The sequence below is a fragment of the Stenotrophomonas sp. FW305-C-20-S1 genome (assembly GCF_058783335.1).
In genome coordinates this window covers 1-18,725 of record NZ_JBYTEK010000001.1, presented here as the reverse complement: position 1 = coordinate 18,725, position 18,725 = coordinate 1, and the positions used below count along the sequence as shown (strand labels likewise).

18 protein-coding genes are annotated in these 18,725 nt (G+C 67.0%); 14 read left to right on the top strand and 4 right to left on the bottom strand.

The window, feature by feature from the left end:
• Positions 1 to 125: 125 nt before the first annotated feature.
• Both AC3WTC_RS00090 and AC3WTC_RS00085 read left to right on the top strand, forming a co-directional pair.
• Positions 126 to 2,228 (top strand): sensor histidine kinase, encoded by a 2,103-nt coding sequence (locus AC3WTC_RS00090; protein ID WP_080148819.1) that lies wholly within the window; start codon positions 126 to 128, stop codon positions 2,226 to 2,228.
• Between the two features lie 4 nt (positions 2,229 to 2,232).
• On the top strand, positions 2,233 to 4,008 hold the full coding sequence (locus tag AC3WTC_RS00085) for an EAL domain-containing protein (protein ID WP_025879116.1): 1,776 nt from the start codon (positions 2,233 to 2,235) through the stop codon (positions 4,006 to 4,008).
• 72 nt (positions 4,009 to 4,080) lie between these two features.
• Here the strand turns inward: AC3WTC_RS00085 and AC3WTC_RS00080 are convergent, their stop codons facing one another.
• From AC3WTC_RS00080 to flgA, 4 genes are all read right to left on the bottom strand, one after another.
• Entirely contained in the window at positions 4,081 to 5,298 is a 1,218-nt protein-coding gene (locus tag AC3WTC_RS00080; protein WP_025879115.1) for an ATP-binding protein, read from the bottom strand.
• Between the two features lie 92 nt (positions 5,299 to 5,390).
• A complete protein-coding gene (locus tag AC3WTC_RS00075) occupies positions 5,391 to 5,729 on the bottom strand; it encodes a flagella protein (protein WP_025879114.1) in 339 nt (112 codons plus the stop codon).
• Positions 5,726 to 6,031: a flagellar biosynthesis anti-sigma factor FlgM gene (gene flgM, locus AC3WTC_RS00070; RefSeq protein ID WP_025879113.1), complete on the bottom strand. Its 306-nt coding sequence runs from the start codon at positions 6,029 to 6,031 to the stop codon at positions 5,726 to 5,728. The genes AC3WTC_RS00075 and flgM overlap by 4 nt, the downstream gene beginning before the upstream one ends.
• A gap of 75 nt (positions 6,032 to 6,106) precedes the next feature.
• Complete coding sequence (gene flgA / locus AC3WTC_RS00065) at positions 6,107 to 6,763, bottom strand: flagellar basal body P-ring formation chaperone FlgA (protein ID WP_033831051.1); 657 nt, start codon at positions 6,761 to 6,763, stop codon at positions 6,107 to 6,109.
• 132 nt (positions 6,764 to 6,895) lie between these two features.
• Between flgA and AC3WTC_RS00060 the strand changes: the two genes are divergently transcribed.
• The 12 genes from AC3WTC_RS00060 (at position 6,896) to flgL (ending at position 18,584) form a co-directional block, all read left to right on the top strand.
• A complete protein-coding gene (locus AC3WTC_RS00060; protein ID WP_025879111.1) occupies positions 6,896 to 7,840 on the top strand; it encodes a chemotaxis protein in 945 nt (314 codons plus the stop codon).
• Positions 7,841 to 8,000: 160 nt separating this feature from the next.
• Positions 8,001 to 8,396 (top strand): flagellar basal body rod protein FlgB, encoded by a 396-nt coding sequence (gene flgB / locus AC3WTC_RS00055; protein WP_025879110.1) that lies wholly within the window; start codon positions 8,001 to 8,003, stop codon positions 8,394 to 8,396.
• Positions 8,397 to 8,399: 3 nt separating this feature from the next.
• Positions 8,400 to 8,807: a flagellar basal body rod protein FlgC gene (gene flgC / locus AC3WTC_RS00050; protein ID WP_025879109.1), complete on the top strand. Its 408-nt coding sequence runs from the start codon at positions 8,400 to 8,402 to the stop codon at positions 8,805 to 8,807.
• A gap of 23 nt (positions 8,808 to 8,830) precedes the next feature.
• Entirely contained in the window at positions 8,831 to 9,514 is a 684-nt protein-coding gene (locus AC3WTC_RS00045) for a flagellar hook assembly protein FlgD (protein WP_025879108.1), read from the top strand.
• A 32-nt stretch (positions 9,515 to 9,546) separates the two neighbouring features.
• Positions 9,547 to 10,770, top strand: coding sequence for a flagellar hook protein FlgE (gene flgE, locus AC3WTC_RS00040; RefSeq protein ID WP_492709903.1), 1,224 nt, complete (start codon positions 9,547 to 9,549; stop codon positions 10,768 to 10,770).
• 32 nt (positions 10,771 to 10,802) lie between these two features.
• Positions 10,803 to 11,552 carry a flagellar basal body rod protein FlgF gene (locus AC3WTC_RS00035; protein ID WP_025879106.1) on the top strand — a complete coding sequence of 250 codons (750 nt, stop codon included), beginning with the start codon at positions 10,803 to 10,805 and terminating at the stop codon, positions 11,550 to 11,552.
• A gap of 103 nt (positions 11,553 to 11,655) precedes the next feature.
• Complete coding sequence (gene flgG, locus AC3WTC_RS00030) at positions 11,656 to 12,441, top strand: flagellar basal-body rod protein FlgG (protein WP_025879105.1); 786 nt, start codon at positions 11,656 to 11,658, stop codon at positions 12,439 to 12,441.
• A 22-nt stretch (positions 12,442 to 12,463) separates the two neighbouring features.
• On the top strand, positions 12,464 to 13,156 hold the full coding sequence (flgH, locus tag AC3WTC_RS00025) for a flagellar basal body L-ring protein FlgH (protein ID WP_025879104.1): 693 nt from the start codon (positions 12,464 to 12,466) through the stop codon (positions 13,154 to 13,156).
• A gap of 2 nt (positions 13,157 to 13,158) precedes the next feature.
• Positions 13,159 to 14,301 carry a flagellar basal body P-ring protein FlgI gene (locus AC3WTC_RS00020; RefSeq protein WP_025879103.1) on the top strand — a complete coding sequence of 381 codons (1,143 nt, stop codon included), beginning with the start codon at positions 13,159 to 13,161 and terminating at the stop codon, positions 14,299 to 14,301.
• Position 14,302: 1 nt separating this feature from the next.
• On the top strand, positions 14,303 to 15,496 hold the full coding sequence (gene flgJ / locus AC3WTC_RS00015) for a flagellar assembly peptidoglycan hydrolase FlgJ (RefSeq protein ID WP_025879102.1): 1,194 nt from the start codon (positions 14,303 to 14,305) through the stop codon (positions 15,494 to 15,496).
• An 8-nt stretch (positions 15,497 to 15,504) separates the two neighbouring features.
• Positions 15,505 to 17,385: a flagellar hook-associated protein FlgK gene (gene flgK / locus AC3WTC_RS00010; RefSeq protein ID WP_492709898.1), complete on the top strand. Its 1,881-nt coding sequence runs from the start codon at positions 15,505 to 15,507 to the stop codon at positions 17,383 to 17,385.
• On the top strand, positions 17,382 to 18,584 hold the full coding sequence (flgL, locus tag AC3WTC_RS00005; protein ID WP_033831049.1) for a flagellar hook-associated protein FlgL: 1,203 nt from the start codon (positions 17,382 to 17,384) through the stop codon (positions 18,582 to 18,584). The genes flgK and flgL overlap by 4 nt, the downstream gene beginning before the upstream one ends.
• The last annotated feature ends 141 nt before the right edge of the window (positions 18,585 to 18,725 follow it).

Below are 18,725 nucleotides of genomic sequence, written 5' to 3'. Positions count from 1 at the left end.
AAACGCCCGACAGCGGGGCACGCAGTGGTTAACGGCGCCTGCGGCGGATAATTGAGTGGCCAGGGCACAGCTGCGCGGTAAGATGGCCCGCACCCCTTCTCCCTGCCCGCCTCCCTGCCCTGTCCATGCCCGTAGAACCGACCGGCACCGCCCCTGTTCCCGACCCGCGGATGGCGCAGGCGCTGGGGCGCGACCGTCGGCGCATCGTGCTGAGCTACCTGGCGATGGCGCTGGCCTGGATGATCGCCACCGACGGCGCGGTGACCGCGCTGGTGCCCGACCCGCAGCAGGCGGCGCTCTGGCAGAGCATGAAGGGCGCGTTCTTTGCTTTGGCCAGCGCCGGCCTGCTGTACCTGCTGCTGCGGCCGCTGGCCGAGCACGTGCTGCACACCCATGCCCGCCTGCAGGCCTCCGAACTCCGCCTGCGGCAGATGTTCGAGGGCAACCCGGGCCCGATCCTGGTGTATGACCTGGACAGCCTGGCCATCCTCGATGCCAATCCGGCCGCCTGCACCACCTTCGGCTGGGACCGCGAGGCGCTTCTGGCGCAGACCATCGACGTGCTCTGGCCACCCGGCCAGGACCAGGCGTTGCAGACCAAGCTGGAGGAGATCCGCGGCGCGCCCGAGCAGCTGTGCATCCTGCGCGCGCAGTTGCAGCTGCGTGATGGCAGCCTGCGGCAGATGGAACTGCGTTCGAACGCGATCGACTACGACGGCCACACTGCGCGCCTGCTGATCGCCATCGACCGCACGGCCGAAGACCTGGCCCAACTGCGGCGCGACCAGGCATTGGCCCGCGTGGAAGAAGCCCACGAGCTGGCCCGGATCGGCGCGTGGGAGCTGGACCCGTCGACCGGCCAGGGCCGTTACTCCAACCAGGTCTATCGCCTGCTGGGCCGTCGCCCGCCCGAGGCGCGACGCTGGCATCGTTTCGACGAGCTGCTGGTGGCAGCCGACCCGGCCACGGCCGCACAGACCGACCAGGTGCTGGCCGAGCTGTGCTCGGGTGAGCAGGTGCAGGTGGACGTGCTGCTGCCGGTACTGGCAATGGATGGCCGTGCGCTGATGGTGCACCTGCGTGCCGCCAGCGGCGTGGATGAAGCCGGACGTGACCGGATACTGGGCACGTTGCAGGACGTGACCGAGCGTGAGCAGTCGCGGCGCCTGTTGCGCGAACGCGAAGAGCAGTTCCGGGAGCTGGTGCGGGTGCTGCCCGATGGCGTGGTGATCCTGTCCGACGAACATGTGCTGTATGCCAATGCGTGGGCGGCCGGCCTGTTCGGCTACGGCAGCCACACGCTGCTGGGCGAGCCGCTGTCGGCCCTGGTGGCAGGCGGCGATCTGGCCCGGATGCGCGCGCAGATGCGCGCCGGGCAGCCGCAGCACAGCCCGGGCCACAGCAGCGTGGTGGCCATGCAGCGCGCCGACGGCCGCAGCTTCCAGGCTGGCATTGCGGTGGGCGACGTGCGCTACGGCGGCCGCGACTGCAAGCTGCTGATCGTGCGCGACCTGAGTGAATCCGAACAGACCCGAAGCGCGCTGGAGACCAGCAACCGCGAGCTGCAGGCGATGGCCGGCCGCCTGTTCTCGCTGCAGGAGGACGAGCGCCGGGCAATCTCGCGCGACCTGCACGATGACATCGGCCAGGCGATCACCGCGATCAAGCTGTCGGCCTATGCGGCGCAGGACGAGGACGATGCGCAGCGGCGCGGCGAGGACCTGGCACAGATCGTCAGCCTGGCCGATACCACCGTTGCCAAGCTGCGCGACATCTCCACCCTGCTGCGGCCGCCGCAGCTGGATGCGCTGGGCCTGGAAGCGGCATTGAGCTGGCAGGCACGCGTGCTGTTCCGCTCGTCCACCGTCGAGCTGCAGGCCGAGATCGAATCGCTGCCCACGCGCCCGGACAACAGCATCGAGCAGGCCTGTTTCCGCATCGCCCAGGAAAGCCTGACCAATGCACTGCGCCACGCGCGCGCCAGCCAGGTGGTGCTGCAGCTGCGCGACGTCGACCAGCGCGGGCTGCACCTGATGATCCGTGACGATGGCGAAGGGTTCGATCCGGATGGCCCGCGCGGCCTGGGCCTGATCGTGATGCGCGAGCGCGCGCAGAGCGTGGGCGGCCATGTGCGGATCGAGTCGGCGCACGGCGCCGGTACCCTCGTCGATGTCCACCTTCCTTACCAGGCCGCTGTTACGGCGGCCGTCGAGTCAGCGGAATACTGAGCCCATGTGGAACCCCAACCTGCCCCCGGTCAGCATCGATGATGCACCTGATCGCCTCGGCGCCGGCAACCCCGAGCTGCAGGCGATGGTCGCCGAAGCCGCCTCCGGTGGTACCCCGCTGATGCTGATGCATGTGGACATCGACCACTTCGCCTCGGTCAACGAGAACATGAGCGCGGAGGTTGGTGACCAGGCCCTGGTGCTGGTGGCCCAGCGCCTGCAGTCCTACCTGCGCGGACGCGGCATGCTGTGGCGGCATGGCAGCGATGAGTTCCTGATTGCCGTGCCGCGCACCGCCGATCTGCCCCTGGCCGAGGATTTCGCCGAAGAGATCCGCCAGCAGATGGAACTGCCGCTGTCGGTACTGCCCTATACGCTGTTCATGACCGGCAAGCTGGGGGTGAGCCTGTGCCCGGAGCACGCCAGCAATGCCTCGCGCCTGCTCGACCATGCCGAGGATGCGCTGTACCAGGCCGCCCGCGAAGGCGGCAATGCGGTGCGCATCCACGCGGTGGACACGCCGCCGAGCGCGCACAGCGAGAGCATCATCGCGCGGCAGATCGTTGATGCCATTCCCAACGGCGAACTGAAGCTGCGTTACCAGCCGCTGGTCAGTGCCCGCGATGGCCATGTGGTGGGCATGGAGGCGCTGCTGCGCTGGCAGTCGCCAACCCTGGGCATGCTGGTGCCGGAGCGGTTCATGCGCACCGCCGAGCGCCTGGGCATCATCGTGCAGATTGGTACGTGGGTGCTGGAAGGCGCGTTGAAGCAGGCCCGGCTGTGGCGCGACCAGGGCTTTGATGACTTCACCATCGCGGTGAATGTGTCCACCCTGCAGCTGCTGCGCCCGAATTTCTTTGCCGAAGTGATGGGCGTGATCCAGGCGTCCGGCGTGCCGGCGCAGATGCTGACACTGGAAATCAACGAAAGCGCGCTGACCAACAACGTCAACTTCGTCCACGAAACCCTGGCCAACCTGCGCAACGAAGGCATCAGCCTGAGCCTGGACAATTTCGGCACCGGCGATTCGAGCCTGAGCGCGCTGGTGCGCTACCCGGTGGACAAGCTGAAGATTGACCGCAGCTTCATCAAGAGCGCCCCGGCCGGCAATCGTGAAGCGGCGATCGCTCGCGCGATCATTGCGATGGGCCACCAGCTGGGCATGACGGTGATCGCCAACGGCGTGGAATCGCAGGCACAGCTGGGCTTCCTGCGCCGCAACGACTGCGACGTGTTCCAGGGCTACCTGTTCGGCGAACCGATGTCCGCCGATGCCGCCGGCATGACCCTGCGCCGCCGCTACCTGCGTCCCGAAGCGTTCGCCGAAACCCGGCCGGACCGCACCCTGCTGCTGCTGGATGACGAGGAGAACGTGCTGCGCTCGCTGGTGCGCCTGTTCCGCCGCGATGGGTACCGCATCCTGGCGGCAGGCAACGTGCGCGATGCGTTCGATCTGCTGGCCATCAACGACGTGCAGGTGATCCTGTCCGACCAGCGCATGAGCGACATGAGCGGCACCGAGTTCCTGGGCCGGGTGAAGATGCTGTACCCGGACACGATCCGGCTGGTGCTGTCCGGCTACACCGACCTCAACACGGTGACCGATGCGATCAACCGCGGTGCGATCTACCGGTTCCTGACCAAGCCGTGGAACGACGACGAGCTGCGCAAGCACATCCACCAGGCCTTCCGCACGTACGAGGAACAGCGGCGCAGCAACGGTGGCCTGGCGGCTGTCGAGCCGGCCGACGGCGGTGAGGATCGTTCGCCGCTGCGGTAACCGCATCCGCCGGGCATGGCCCGGCGCTACCGCAGACCAGGGATAGCGCCGGGCCATGCCCGGCGACCACGATCAGCGCGGCTGCTTGATCGGCAGCACGAGACGGAAGCGCGAGCCGACGCCTGGGGTGCTGTCCAGATCGATGCGGCCGTGGTGCTTGTTGATGATGCTGTAGGAGATCGACAGGCCCAGGCCGGTACCGCTGCCCACCGGTTTGGTGGTGAAGAACGGATCGAAGATGCGCTGGCGCAGTTCCGGCGAAATGCCACCGCCGGTGTCTTCGAACTCGACCCACACCGTGTCGCCGTCCACGCCGGTACGCACGGTGATCGTGCCGCGCTCGGCGATGGCGTGGCCGGCGTTGAGCAGCAGGTTCATGTAGACCTGGTTCAACTCCGAGGGCAGGCATTCCACCAGCGGCAGCTGGCCGAACTCGCGCACCAGGTGCACCTTGTACTTGAGCTCGTTCCAGATGATGTTGATGGTCGATTCAAGGCCGGAATGCAGGTCGACCAGCTTCCACGATTCGTCGCGGCCGGAATAGGAGAAGTCCTTCAGGTCGCGCACGATGCGGGTGACGCGCTCGATGCCTTCGCGTGACTCGGCCATCAGCTGCGGCAGGTCGCGGCTGATGAAATCGATGTCCAGGCGGTCACGGATATCGTCGATTTCCGGAATCAGCGCCTTCGGGTCGGGCGCACGCAGGGCGCGTTCGTAGGCTTCGATCACCGTGAACAGGCTGCGCAGGTATTCCTGCAGGCTGCCCAGGTTGGAATGCACGTAGCCGATCGGGTTGTTGATCTCGTGCGCCACGCCGGCGGCAAGCTGACCGATGGACGCCATCTTTTCCGACTGCAGCAGCTTTTCCTGGGTGCCGTTCAAGCGCAGGTAGGCCTGGCGCAGTTCGGCATGGCGCTGCTGCAGTTCGCGTTCGTAGTCTTCCTGGCCTTCGATATGGCGGAACAAGGCCAGGTAGTGCCCCGAACCGGGTTCGCCATGGAAGTACAGATGGGCGATGACCACGCCCTCGCCCAGCGGCAGGCTGCCGTTCCAGTGACCGTGCTGGCGCGCATGTTCCAGCGCATCCGGCGGCAGCAGCTGGCGCAGGCGCTGTGGCGGCGGCAAGGTGCCTTCATCGCTGCCCAGCAGGCTCTGCGCGGCCGGGTTGGCCAGGGCGACCTGCCCATCTTCGGTGAACAGCAGCAAGCCCTCGCGCAGGCGCTCAAGCAGGGCCTGCAGCACCGGTTGCGGCGGAAGGGGGGCGGTAACCAGAACGTTGGCGGCAGACACGGCGGCTCGGGGCGATCAAACAGGCGCCCAATATACGCGTTCATGCGGCGGCCTACAGCCGCCATCGGGCGGTCAGCCGACCGCCGGTCCTGTCAGGCGACGGCGAGTGGCCGCCGCGCGGTGACGGTATGCGACTGGCCCTTGGCATCGTATGCCGAGGACTCTTCGGTGCGGCCCATCTGGCGCAGTGCCCAGTTGACCTCGCGCCGGCGCCGCGACAGCAGCACCCCGTTGGCGCGGTTGCGCTCGGCCAGTTCCTGCAGCTGCTCGCCCTCGCCCACCGGTGGCGCGCCTTCCAGCGCACGCAGCGCTTCCAGCTTCGCACCGGTGGCACGGATCAGGGCATGCACGTCGTGCTCGACCAGGGCCTGGCGTTCAACGTCCAGGGCCTGGGCAAGGCGCTGCAGCGGCTCGCTCATCGCCGCGGTCATCCTTGCAGCTGCTGGTCCAGTTCAAGCATGCGCGAAGCGATCGCGTCCGGATTGATCTTGTAGGTGCCGTTCTGCAGCGATTCGCGCACCGCTGCAACACGCTGGGCGTCGATCGCCGGGGCGGTGCTCAGCTCACGCTCGATGGCCTGCAGGTTGGTGGCTTCGCCGGTCAGGCGCAGGCTGTCGGCCGCCTCGACTGGACGTGCCGCCGAATCGGTGCTGACGCCGGGCTTGGCGGCCGGGGTGGTCACGCTGCGCAGTGCCTGGGGGACCTGCAGGTTGCCGTCGATTTTCTGGCTCATGGGGTGTCCTGGAGTTGCCGTACACAAGGGATAACGGCCGCAGGGCCGTGATCTTTAGGGGAATTCTGCATTATTTCAACGCGCCACGATTACGTCACCGGTCGCGTCCACCGTGCCCTGCACGATACGGCGCGAGGACAGGTTTTCCACAGAGACGCGCTCGTTCTGCCCGGCATCGCCCAGTGCGCGGCCGGCGATGCGGACCTCGACCGAACCACGCCGCGATACCAGTGCCACACTGTCTCCTCGCTTGATGAGACGCTGTGCAACCAGATCGTTGCTCGACAACAGTGTTCCTGCCGGCAACGGCCGACGGGCGATGCGGCCGATCGCTGCGGCAGGATCGGCCAGCACTGCACCGGCAATCCGTGCCGCGTCACGCTGGGCAGTACTGATATCGGCAGCGGCGATGGATTCTCCAGTGCCGATGCCTCGGGTCAGCACCAGCACGGTCTGGTTGCGGCGCACCTTCACCGGCACGAACAGGCGCCAGCCACCGGCGTCGGGACAACTCACTTCCACGGTGGTGTTTGCCGTGGGCTGCACCTGCAATGCGCCGCCGCAACGCGGAAGGCGCAGCGCATCAGCAACCACGGCCTCACCTTCAGTGCCGGCGGCCAGGGTCGACAACGCGGCAGCACGGATGCTGGCCACCGGCTGCCAGTCGGCTGCGGTTGCCCACGGCGCGGCCACGGCCATTGCAATGGCAAGGAAAGAAGCAATGCGGCGCATGGCGCCTCCTGTCGGTAAGACCTGGCCCAGACGCGTGCAAGCTGCGTGCCACAGACGGGCCACGGAAATCTCACTGGGCCCGGCGCTGCACTCGCCCTCAAGTTCCCCCCTGCCCGCGCCGATACAGCAGCCATGTCCCATGACCTGCTCAACCGGATCGACCAGCGAACCCGACTGGCCGGCCACAATCGCCTGGCGCTGCTGCTGTTCCGCCTCGGCGGACGTCAGCTTTTTGGCGTCAATGTCTTCAAGGTGCAGGAAGTGCTGCGCCGCCCGGAACTGTTCCAGGTACCCGGCCTGCCCGGCCAGTTCGCCGGCGTGGCCGACGTACGCGGCCGTTCGGTGCCGGTGCTGGACCTGGGCCTGGCCATCGGCCACCCCGAGCGCGAGCCCGATGCGGACACCGCACCCGGTTACCTGGTGGTGACCGAGTTCAACCGCTCGATCCAGGGCTTCCTGGTCAGCGGCGTGGAGCGCATCGTCAACATCGCGGTGGAAGACATCCACCCGCCGCCGGAACTGGGCGCTGAATCGAGCTACCTGACCGCAGTGACCCGCTTCCAGGGCGAGCTGATCCAGGTGATCGACGTGGAAAGCGTGCTGGCCGACATCGCCCAGGTGCGCGGTGAGGCCGTGCTCGACCCGGCCATGGCGATGCCCGCCGACGCCCCGCAGCTGCAGGTGCTGGTGGTGGATGATTCGCGGGTGGCGCGCCAGCAGATCCGCAGCGTGCTGGACCAGCTGGGGGTGGGCGCGACCCTGCTCTCGGACGGCAAACAGGCGCTGGACCACCTGCTGCAGATCCATGCCTCGGGTGAAAACCCGGCCGAACGCTACGCCATGGTGATCTCGGACATCGAGATGCCGGCGATGGACGGCTACACGCTGACGACGGAAATCCGGCGCCATGCCGGCCTGTCCGGGCTGTACGTGCTGCTGCATACCTCGCTGTCGGGCGTATTCAACAATGCGATGGTCGAGCGCGTGGGTGCCAACGCCTTCGTCGCCAAGTATTCGCCGCACGAGCTGGCCGACTTCGTGCTGGACCGCCTGCGCAAGGTGGCGATGGCGGCGTAAGGCCGCCGCACGCGTCTCCGCCGGGCATGGCCCGGCGCTACCAGACACCTGCTCCGACCCACGGTAGCGCCGGGCCATGCCCGGCGAGCGCGATGTTGCGCACCACGGTTCTGGCACACCGCTTGCAGCTTCCCGGGCAACGTTCCCGTGGGAGTGCACCGTGCGCAACCTGATTACCGACTACCTGGGCGTCCATGCCCAGGCAATGCCGTTGCGCGAACAGCGCATGAAGCTGATCGCCAGCAACCTCGGCAATGCCGACACCCCCGGCTACAAGGCCCAGGACCTGGACTTCGATTCGGCCCTTCGCCATGCGCAGGGGCTGGATGCCAACGGCCTGATGACCACCACCAACGAGCAGCACTACGAAATCGGTAGTGGCCTCAACCCGTTCCAGGTGGCCCGCGAGGGCGTACAGCCCAGCATCGACGGCAACACCGTCGACCCCGATGCCGAACGCGCCGCCTATGGCCGCGCTGCACTGGAATACCGCGCTTCGCTGAGCTTCGTCGAAAGCAAGGTGCGTTCCATGCTCACCGCGATCACGGGGCAATAAGCCATGAGCAACCTGCCGATCTTCGATATTGCCGGCTCCGCGCTGCAGGCGCAGTCGGTGCGCATGAGCACCATCGCCTCCAACCTGTCCAACGCTGACAGCATCGCCGGCTCGGCCGACGCGGTGTACAAGCCGCTGGAACCGATCTTCCAGGCGGTGACCAGCAAGACCGATCCGAACATCACCTCGGTGCAGGTCAAGGAGATCACCCAGAGCAACGCGGCGCCGATCAAGCGCTACGAGCCGGGCCATCCGCTGGCCGACGGCGATGGCTACATCTACCAGCCCGACGTCGATCCGGTGGCGCAGATGGTCAACCTGATCTCGACCTCGCGCAATTACCAGGCCGGCGTGGAGATGTTGACCACCGCCAAGGAACTGGCCCTGGCCACCCTGACCATGGGCCGCTGAGGCCCGCTGCACCGGACACCGCCATGACCACTGCCGTCAACAACCAAAGCAACCAGGACGTCTACGCCGCACTCGGCCTGAACGCCCCCAACAGCAACGCCACCAAGAAGAAGAACACGTTGGACCAGGCCGATTTCCTGCGCCTGATGACCGAGCAGCTGCAGCACCAGGACCCGCTGAAGCCGATGGACAACACGCAGATGGTCTCGCAGATGGCGCAGATGTCGACCGTGCAGGGCATCACCGATCTGAACAAGTCGGTGAAGGGCTTCCAGGAGTCGATGGCCAGCGACCAGGTGCTGCGTGGCGCTGCCCTGGTCGGCCACCAGGTGCTGGTGCCGTCGGAAAAGCTGGTGCTGGAGAAGGAAGGTTCGGTGGAGGGCACGGTTGCCGCGCCGGCCGCCGGCATCGTCACCGTGGACGTCACCGACGCCAACGGCGCCAAGGTCACCTCGATCAGCGTTGAAGCCAAGGCCGCCGGCGAGACCGCGTTCACCTGGGATGGCAAGGATGCCAACGGCAAGCGCATGGAGCCGGGCAAGTACAACATCGTCGCCAACCACGTCGACACCACCGGCAAGAGCACCAAGCTGTCCACCTTCGTGCAGGCACCGGTGGAAAGCGTGACCGTCGGTTCCGACGGCCTCTACCTGAATCTCAAGGGCCTGGGCACGGCCCCTCTCGACTACGTGCTCCGCGTCAGCTGAGCCGCACCTACCGCATCCAACAGGAGCATCCCATGGGCTTCAACATTTCCCTGTCCGGCATCAACGCTGCCAACTCGGACCTGAGCGTCACCGCCAACAACGTGGCCAACGTCAACACCACCGGCTTCAAGCAGTCGCGCGCGGAATTCGCCGACCTGTTTGCCGCCACCAGCTACGGCCTGTCCAAGAACGCGATCGGTTCGGGCGTGCGCGTCTCCAACGTGGCCCAGCAGTTCATCCAGGGCAACAACGAGCAGACCGGCCGCAGCCTGGACATGGCCATTTCCGGTGAGGGCTTCTTCACCATGAACATGAACGGTGCACGCGTGTACTCGCGCGCCGGCAACTTCCAGACCGACGCCGCCGGCTACGTGGTCAACCCGCAAGGCGCACGCCTGCAGGTGTTCGCACCGAACGCAGACGGCACCAACTTCGACGCCGGCCGCCTGGTCGATCTGCAGCTGCTGACCACCGACAGCCCGCCCAAGCAGACCAGCGAGGTCAAGGTCGGCTTCACCCTGCCGGGCAATGCCAAGCAGCCGACAGTGACCACCTTCGACCCCACCAATTCCAACAGCTACAGCCATTCCAGCGGCGGCATCACCGTGTATGACTCGCTGGGCGTCAGCCACACCCAGGTGTCCTACTTCGTCAAGGAAGCGGCCACCAACGCCTGGACGGTGCACAACTACGTCGATGGCCAGCCGGCCGGTACGCCCACCCCGCTGACCTTCGACAACGCCGGCAAGCTGACCGCACCGGCCAGCGGCAAGATCAGCTTGGGCACCTTCACCCCGACCACCGGCGCCGGCGTGCTGAACATGACGCTGGATGTGAGCGGCTCGACCCAGTACGGCGAGAAGTTCGCCCTGCGCAACACCCAGCAGGATGGCTACGCGGCCGGCAAGCTCAACGAGATCACCGTTTCGGAAACCGGCGTGGTGTTCGCCCGCTATTCCAACGGCGACGACAAGCCGCTGGGCCAGGTCGCACTGACCAGCTTCAACAATCCGCAGGGCCTGGAACAGAAGGGCAACAACCTGTGGGTGGAGACCTTCGATTCGGGCACGCCGCGCACCGGCGCCGCCGACACCTCCAACCTCGGCAAGATCCAGGCCGGTTCGCTGGAATCCTCCACCGTCGACCTGACCGAACAGCTGGTCAACATGATCACCGCGCAGCGCAACTTCCAGGCCAACGCGCAGATGATCACGACCCAGGACCAGATCACCCAGACCGTCATCAACATCCGTTGATGACCTGCTGACCCTGTCACGGAACTCCCCGCATGGATAAAGCCCTTTACGTGGCGATGACCGGTGCCCGCGCCTCCCTGCAGGCGCAGGGAACGCTCAGCCACAACCTCGCCAACTCGGACACCCCCGGCTTCAAGGAAGCGCTGGCCAACACCGAAGCCTTCCCGATCCGTGGCCCGGGCTTTGCCTCGCGGGTGGATGCACTGCACGTCGATGCGGGCTTCAACCGCACGGCCGGCGCGCAGCACATCACCGGCAAGCCGCTGGACCTGTCGTTGCAGACCGGCACCTGGCTTGCCGTGCAGTCCACCGATGGCAGCGAGGCGTACACCCGTGGCGCCGCGCTGTCGGTGACTCCGAACGGCCAGCTGGTGACCTCCAGCGGCCGTCCGGTGCTGGACGACAACAACAACCCGATCGCGATTCCGCCCTACCAGGCGATGGAGATCGGCAACGACGGCACGATCTCGATCATCCCGCAGGGCGAAGGCCCGCAGACGATGGCGATGATCGGCCGGATCAAGGTGGTGCAGGCGCCGGATGATCGCCTCGAACGCGGCCTGGATGGCCTGTTCCGCAATACCGATCCGCTGCAGCCGTTCGCCCAGGCGCAGGGCACGGCGGTGCACAGCGGCCAGCTGGAAGGCAGCAACGTCGATGCCGCCGGCGCGCTGGTGCAGATGATCCAGCTGCAGCGCCAGTACGAAATGCAGGTGCAGGTGATCAAGCACGGCGATGACAACGCGCGCAGCGCCAACAGCCTGTTGCGCCTGGGCAGCTGACGGAATTCCGGCACCGGCCCGCGCCGGTGCTGGCACGCCGCTTGCACTCCCTACCCCATGGGCCGCACCGCGCGGCCGGCTTCACCCAGACAGGACTCCGAAGATGAACCAGGCATTGTGGATCGCGAAAACCGGACTGGATGCGCAGCAGATGCGCATGTCGGTGGTTTCCAACAACCTCGCCAACACCAACACCACCGGCTTCAAGCAGGACCGCGCCAGCTTCGAGGACCTGTTGTACCAGCAGGTGCGCCAGCCCGGCGGTTCCTCTTCGGCACAGACCCAGCTGCCCACCGGCCTGCAGATCGGCACCGGCGTGCGCGTGGTGGCCACCGCCAAGAACTTCGAGCAGGGCAGCCAGCAGCAGACCGGCCGCGCGCTTGACGTGATGGTCAACGGCCGCGGCTTCTTCGAAGTGCAGATGCCCGACGGCAGCTCGGCCTACACCCGCGACGGCTCGTTCAAGATCAACCAGGACAGCGAGCTGGTCACCAACAGCGGCTACCCGGTGCAGCCGGGCATCCAGATTCCCGAAGGCGCGCAGTCGGTGACCATCGGTACCGACGGCACCATCAGCGTGAAGATGGCCGACGGCGCGGCATCGGTGGAAGTCGGTGCATTGACCCTTACCGACTTCGTCAATCCGGCGGGCCTGCAGGCACGTGGTGAAAACCTGTTCCTGGAAACCACCGCCTCCGGCCCGGCGCAGAACGGCAATCCCGGCCTGAACGGCCTGGGCACCGTGGTGCAGGGTGCGCTGGAAGGCAGCAACGTCAACGTGGTGGAAGAGCTGGTGTCGATGATCGAAACCCAGCGCGCCTACGAAATGAACGCCAAGGCGATCTCGACCACCGACTCGATGCTCGGCTACCTCAGCAACAAGCTCTGATCGCCCTCACCGGGAAACTGCCATGTCGCCCCTTTCTTCCTTCGCCCGTACTGCCCTCGCCTGCGCCGTGGCTGCCCTGCTCGGCGGCTGCGTGATCGCTGGCGACGTGCGCCCCTATCCGACGATGGCGCCGTTGCAGCCGATCATGCCGCCGCAGGCCGAACCGACCGCCGGCGCGATCTACGCCGCCGGCCCGACCCTGCAGCTGTATTCGGACCGCCGTGCGCGCGATGTCGGCGACCTGCTGACCATCACCCTGCTGGAAAACACCACCGCGCAGACCAGCGCCAACACCGCCACCAACAAGGAATCGAACCTGAGCCTCGGCACGCCGTCGATTCTCGGCGCACCGGTCACCCTGGGCGGCAAGGACATCCTGAGTGCAACGGCCAAGGGCGCACGCGACTTCACCGGCAAGGGCAACAGCGCGCAGAGCAACCGCCTGCAGGGCAACGTGACCGTGACCGTGGTGCAGCGCCTGCCCAACGGCAACCTGGTGGTGCAGGGCCAGAAGAACCTGCGCCTGAACCAGGGTGATGAGCTGGTGCAGGTACAGGGCATCGTGCGCCCCGGCGACATCAGCGCGGACAACACCGTGCCTTCCAGCCGCGTGGCTGAAGCGCGCATCGTCTATGGCGGCCGCGGCCCTGTTGCGCAGTCCAACGCGATGGGTTGGCTGAGCCGCTTCTTCAACTCCGGCCTGACGCCGTTCTGAGTATGGCCATGAAACTCTCCTTCTCTTCTTCCTGGCAGCGACGCGCAGCGTCGCTCTACTGTGCCGTGTTCATGGTCTTTGCGGTGGCTGCCCCCGCCAGCGCCGAGCGCATCAAGGACCTGGCCCAGGTGGGTGGCGTGCGCGGCAATGCACTGGTGGGTTACGGCCTGGTGGTCGGCCTGGATGGCAGCGGCGACCGCACCAGCCAGGCGCCCTTCACCGTGCAGAGCCTGAAGAACCTGCTGGGCGAGCTGGGCGTCAACGTACCGGCCAACGTCAACCCGCAGCTGAAGAACGTGGCGGCAGTGGCAATCCACGCCGAACTGCCGCCGTTCGCCAAGCCCGGCCAGCCGATCGACATCACCGTGTCCTCGATCGGCAACGCCGTGTCGCTGCGCGGTGGCTCGCTGCTGATGGCGCCGTTGCGCGGTGCCGACGGCCAGGTCTACGCGATTGCCCAGGGCAACCTGATCGTGGGCGGCTTCGGTGCACAGGGCAAGGACGGTTCGCGCGTCTCGGTGAACGTGCCCAGCGTCGGCCGCATCCCCAACGGTGCGACCGTTGAGCGCGCCCTGCCCGATGTGTTCGGCGCCAGCGGCGAGATCACCCTGAACCTGCACAACAGCGACTTCACCACCATCTCGCGGATGGTGGGTGCGCTCAACAATGCCTTCGGCGAGGGTTCGGCGCGTGCCGTGGACGGCGGCACCGTTGCCGTGCGTGCGCCCACCGATGCCGGTGCGCGCATCGGCCTGCTGGCCCGTATCGAAAACCTGGAACTGACCCCGGGCGCTGCACCGGCCAAGGTAGTGGTCAACTCGCGTACCGGCACCGTGGTCATCGGCCAGCAGGTGCGTGTCGGCCCGGCCGCGATCTCGCATGGCTCGTTGACGGTGACCATCCAGGAAAACACCAACGTCAGCCAGCCCAACGCCTTTGCCGGTGGCCAGACCGTGGCCACGCCGCAGTCGACCATCACCGCCACCAACGATGGCAGCCGGATGTTCAAGTTCAACGGCGGCACCACTCTGGACGAGATCGTGCATGCGGTGAACGCCGTTGGCGCGGCACCGGGTGACCTGATCGCGATCCTGGAAGCACTGAAGCAGGCCGGCGCCCTGAGCGCCGAGCTCGAGGTGATCTGACATGCGCATCACTCCCGCATTCGAACTCAGCCCGGCCCAGCAGAACGACCCGGCCAAGATCGACAAGGTAGCGCGCCAGCTTGAAGGCCAGTTCGCGCAGATGCTGGTCAAGAGCATGCGTGACGCCAGCTTCGGCGATTCGCTGTTCCCGGGTGAAAACAAGATGTTCCGGGAGATGTACGACCAGAAGATCGCCGAGGCGATGACCCGCGGCAAGGGCCTGGGCCTGTCGAGCATGATCACCCGGCAGTTGTCCGGCGCGCAGGCCGATGGCCCGGCGCTGGATACCCGGGTGGACCCGGCCAAGGCCAGCCGCGCCTACCAGCTCAATGCGCCGGCGGCGCCGTCGCTGCCGCTGCAGGACGCCGGCCAGGCCGTGCGCATGCTGCAGCAGATGGCGGCCGGTGTGCAGGATGGCGCGCAGTCCTCCGTCGCCCCGATGGAGCAGGCGCTGGACCTGATTGCGGGCCGGGAAAGCAGCGGCATGCACCGTTCGCTGGGTACCGACGATCCCTATGCCGGTGCCATCGGTGGCGCCGATTGGGCCGCTGCCAGCGACCAGTGGGCGCCGACCGCCAGCAACCGCGGCAGCAGCGGCACCCCGGCCGATGCACTGGCCACGCGCACCGCCGTCGCCCAGTTGGGCGCACACACCCCGGAAGGCTTCGTCGCCAGCATCTGGCAGCACGCACAGAGCGCGGCCAAGGAACTGGGCGTGGACGCCCGCGCCCTGGTTGCCCAGGCAGCGCTGGAAACCGGCTGGGGCAAGCGCCAGATCAAGCATGCCGATGGCAGCACCTCGCACAACCTGTTCGGCATCAAGGCCACCGGCTGGAAGGGCCAGAGCGCTACCGCCGGCACCCATGAGTATGTCGATGGCGTGCGCCGCAACGAGACCGCCAGCTTCCGCGCCTACACCTCGCCTGCAGAGAGCTTTGCCGACTACGTGCGCCTGCTGAAGACCAGCCCGCGCTACCAGCAGGCGCTGCAGGCCGGCACCGATGTGCAGGGCTTCGCGCGCGGCCTGCAACGCGCCGGCTACGCCACCGACCCGCGCTACGCGGCCAAGATCGCCGCGATCGCCGGCGGCCCGACCATCGAGCGCGCCGTGGCCGCCGTGGCCGACGCCGGCTCACGCATCGGCCAGACCTTCGCCAGCACCGCAACCGCGGCGCTGGGTATCACCCGTCGTTGAGGAACCCCATGTCCAGCGTACTTTCCACCGGTACCAGTGCCCTGCTCGCCTTCCAGCGTGCGTTGGCCACCACCAGCCACAACGTGGCCAACCTCAACACTCCCGGCTACAGCCGGCAGAAGGTCGACTTCGCCACCGCCACCCCGCAGAACTACGGCTATGGTGACGTTGGCAACGGCACCCGCATCGTCGACATCCGCCGCGCCGCCGACCAGCTGGCGATCTCGCGCCTGCTCGACAGCGGCGGCGAACTGGCACGCCTGAAGCAGCTCTCGGGCATGGCCGACCGGGTCAATGCCCTGTTCTCCGACGCGGCCACCAACGTGGCCGGGGTCTGGTCGAACTTCTTCGATACCGTCAGCGGCCTGTCCTCCAACGCAGCGGGTACGGCCGACCGGCAGAACATGCTCGATGGCGCCAAGGCCCTGGCCAATCGCTTCAGCCAGCTCAACACCCACCTGAACAACCTCAATGGCGAGGTCAACAACGGATTGATGGCCGGTGCCACCGAAGTCAACCGGCTGGCGTCGGAGATCGCGCAGATCAACGGTGCCATCGGCACCAACATCGCCAACGCCGCGCCCGACCTGCTTGACCGCCGCGACCAGCTGATCTCGCAGCTGGTGGGCTACACCGGCGGCACCGCGGTGATCCAGGACGGCGGCATCATGAACGTCTACACCGCCGGCAGCCAGGCGCTGGTGGTGGGCACCACTGCATCGAAAGTCACCACGGTGGCCGACCCGTACCAGCCCGAGCGCCTGCAGCTGGCGCTGCAGACCCAGGGCGGCACCATCACCCTGGACCCGAAGGCCGTGGGCGGCCAGATCGGCGGCCTGCTCGAATTCCGCGACACCGTGCTGACCCCGGCCCAGGCCGAACTGGGCAAGCTGGCTGTGGGCCTGGCCGAGACGTTCAACAGCACCCATCGCCAAGGCGTGGATCTGTACGGACAGATGGGCGGCGACTTCTTCAACATCGGCACGCCGCGTGTCACCGGCAATGCCGGCAACACCGGCACCGGCGCGATCACCGCCAGCTACGGCGACCTCGGCAAGCTGGAAGCACAGAACATCGTGCTCAAGTTCGATGGCAGCAACTGGGCCGCCAGCCGCGCCGACACCGGCGCCAGCGTGCCGCTGACCGGCACCGGTACCGCTGCCGACCCGTTGATCATCAACGGCGTGAAGCTGGTGGTGGGCGGTGCCCCGGCGGCCAACGACCGCTTCCTGCTGCAGCCGACGGCTGGCGTAGCCGGCAGCCTGGAGATGGCGATCACCGATCCGTCGCGCATTGCCGCGGCCGCCGCCATCAAGGGCGCTGCCGCACTGGCCAACACCGGCACCGGCAAGCTGAGCGGCGTGACCGTGACCGATGCGGCCAACGCCAACCTGCGCAATCCGGCTGCGATCGTGTTCACCTCGGCCACCACCTACACCATCGATGGCGGCCCACCGCAGACCTATACGCCCGGGCAGACCATCAGCGCCAACGGCTGGAGCTTCGTGCTCGATGGCGTGCCGAAGAATGGCGACACCTTCAACATCACCCCGACTCCGGCCGGCTCTTCGGACAACAGCAATGCCACCAAGCTGTCCAAGGTGGAATCGGCCAAGGCGTTCAACGCCGGCACGGTGACGCTGGGCGGCGCATTGGGCGGGCTGACCACCCAGGTCGGTGCAGCAGCGCGTTCGGCGGAGTATTCGCTGGGGGCGCAGCAGGTGATCGCCGACCAGGCACAGGCAGCGCGTGACGAAGTGTCCGGCGTCAACCTCGATGAGGAAGCGGCCGACATGCTGCGCCTGCAACAGGCCTACCAGGCCGCCTCGCAGCTGATCTCCACCGCCGATTCCATGTTCCAGACCATCCTGGGAGCCGTGCGCCGATGAGCAACCGCATCTCCACCGGAATGATGTACAGCCAGTCGGTAGCGCTGATGATGGCCAAGCAGGCCAAACTCAGCCACCTGGAACAGCAGATCGCCACCGGCAGCAAGATCGTCAGCGCCAAGGACGATCCGGTCGCCGCAGGCGCTGCGGTGGGCCTGGACCGCAGCCTGGCCGCACTGGAACGCATGAAGCTCAATGGCAACAACGTGCAGAACCGCCTGGGCGTGCAGGAAAACACCCTGGCCCAGGTCAACGACCTGATGGCGCGCGTCAACGATCTGACCATCCAGGCCAGCAATCCCGCCTTGAGTGCGCCCGACAAGAAGACCCTGATCACCGAGTTGAACCAGATCCGCGAGGGCCTGCTGTCGCTGGCCAACAGCAGCGACGGCACCGGTCGCTACGTGTTCGGCGGCACCAACGACAGCGATCCGCCGTTCGCCAAGATTGACGGCAAGGTCGTCTATCGCGGCGACCAGACCCAGCGCCAGGTGGAAGTCGGCCCGGATACCTACGTGCGCGACGCCCTGCCCGGCAGCGAGATCTTCCTGCGCATCCCCACCGGCGATGGCTTCGTCGATGGCAGCGCAGCGGCAGGCAACGCCGGCAACGGCGTGCTGACCAACATCACCCGTGATGGCAGCGACAGCTGGAACGGGCAATCGTTCAGCGTGCGCTTCACCGCGGCCGACCAGTACGAAGTGCTCGACGGTGCCGGCAACGTGACCGGCACCGGCACCTACAAGGCCGGCAGCGAACTGGAGATCAATGGCGTTCGCCTGCAGATCGCTGGCGCGCCGGCAACAGGTGACAGCTTCAACGTGCAGGCCGCCAGCAGCCGCGACATCTTCGGCACCATGGACAAGCTGATCGCCGCACTGGATGCCGATACCGGCACCCCGGCGAAGATGGCCGCGCAGCAGAACGAGCTGCAGAGCGCATTGCGTGATGTCGGCCGCGCGGCGGAACGGATGATCGATTCGCGCGCTGCCGGTGGCGCGCAGCTGAAGGCGCTGGACAACGCGGCGGAGATGCGTGAGGCCAATGGCGTGACGCTGAAGACCACGCTGTCGGAGATGCGCGACCTGGACTACGCCGATGCGTTGAGCCAGTACCAGCTGGAAAGCACCGCGCTGCAGGCGGCACAGACGCTGTTCTCGCAGATGCAGTCGATGTCGCTGTTCAACAAGATCCGCTGATTCCACGCGCCAGCGCTGGAGCCCAAGGCCGCGATGCCCTGCATCGCGGCCTTTTTCGTTTCGGCGGTCATGTACCGCTGCGCTCGCCGGGCATGGCCCGGCGCTACCGAAGGGTTGGCTCTGGTAGCGCCGGGCCATGCC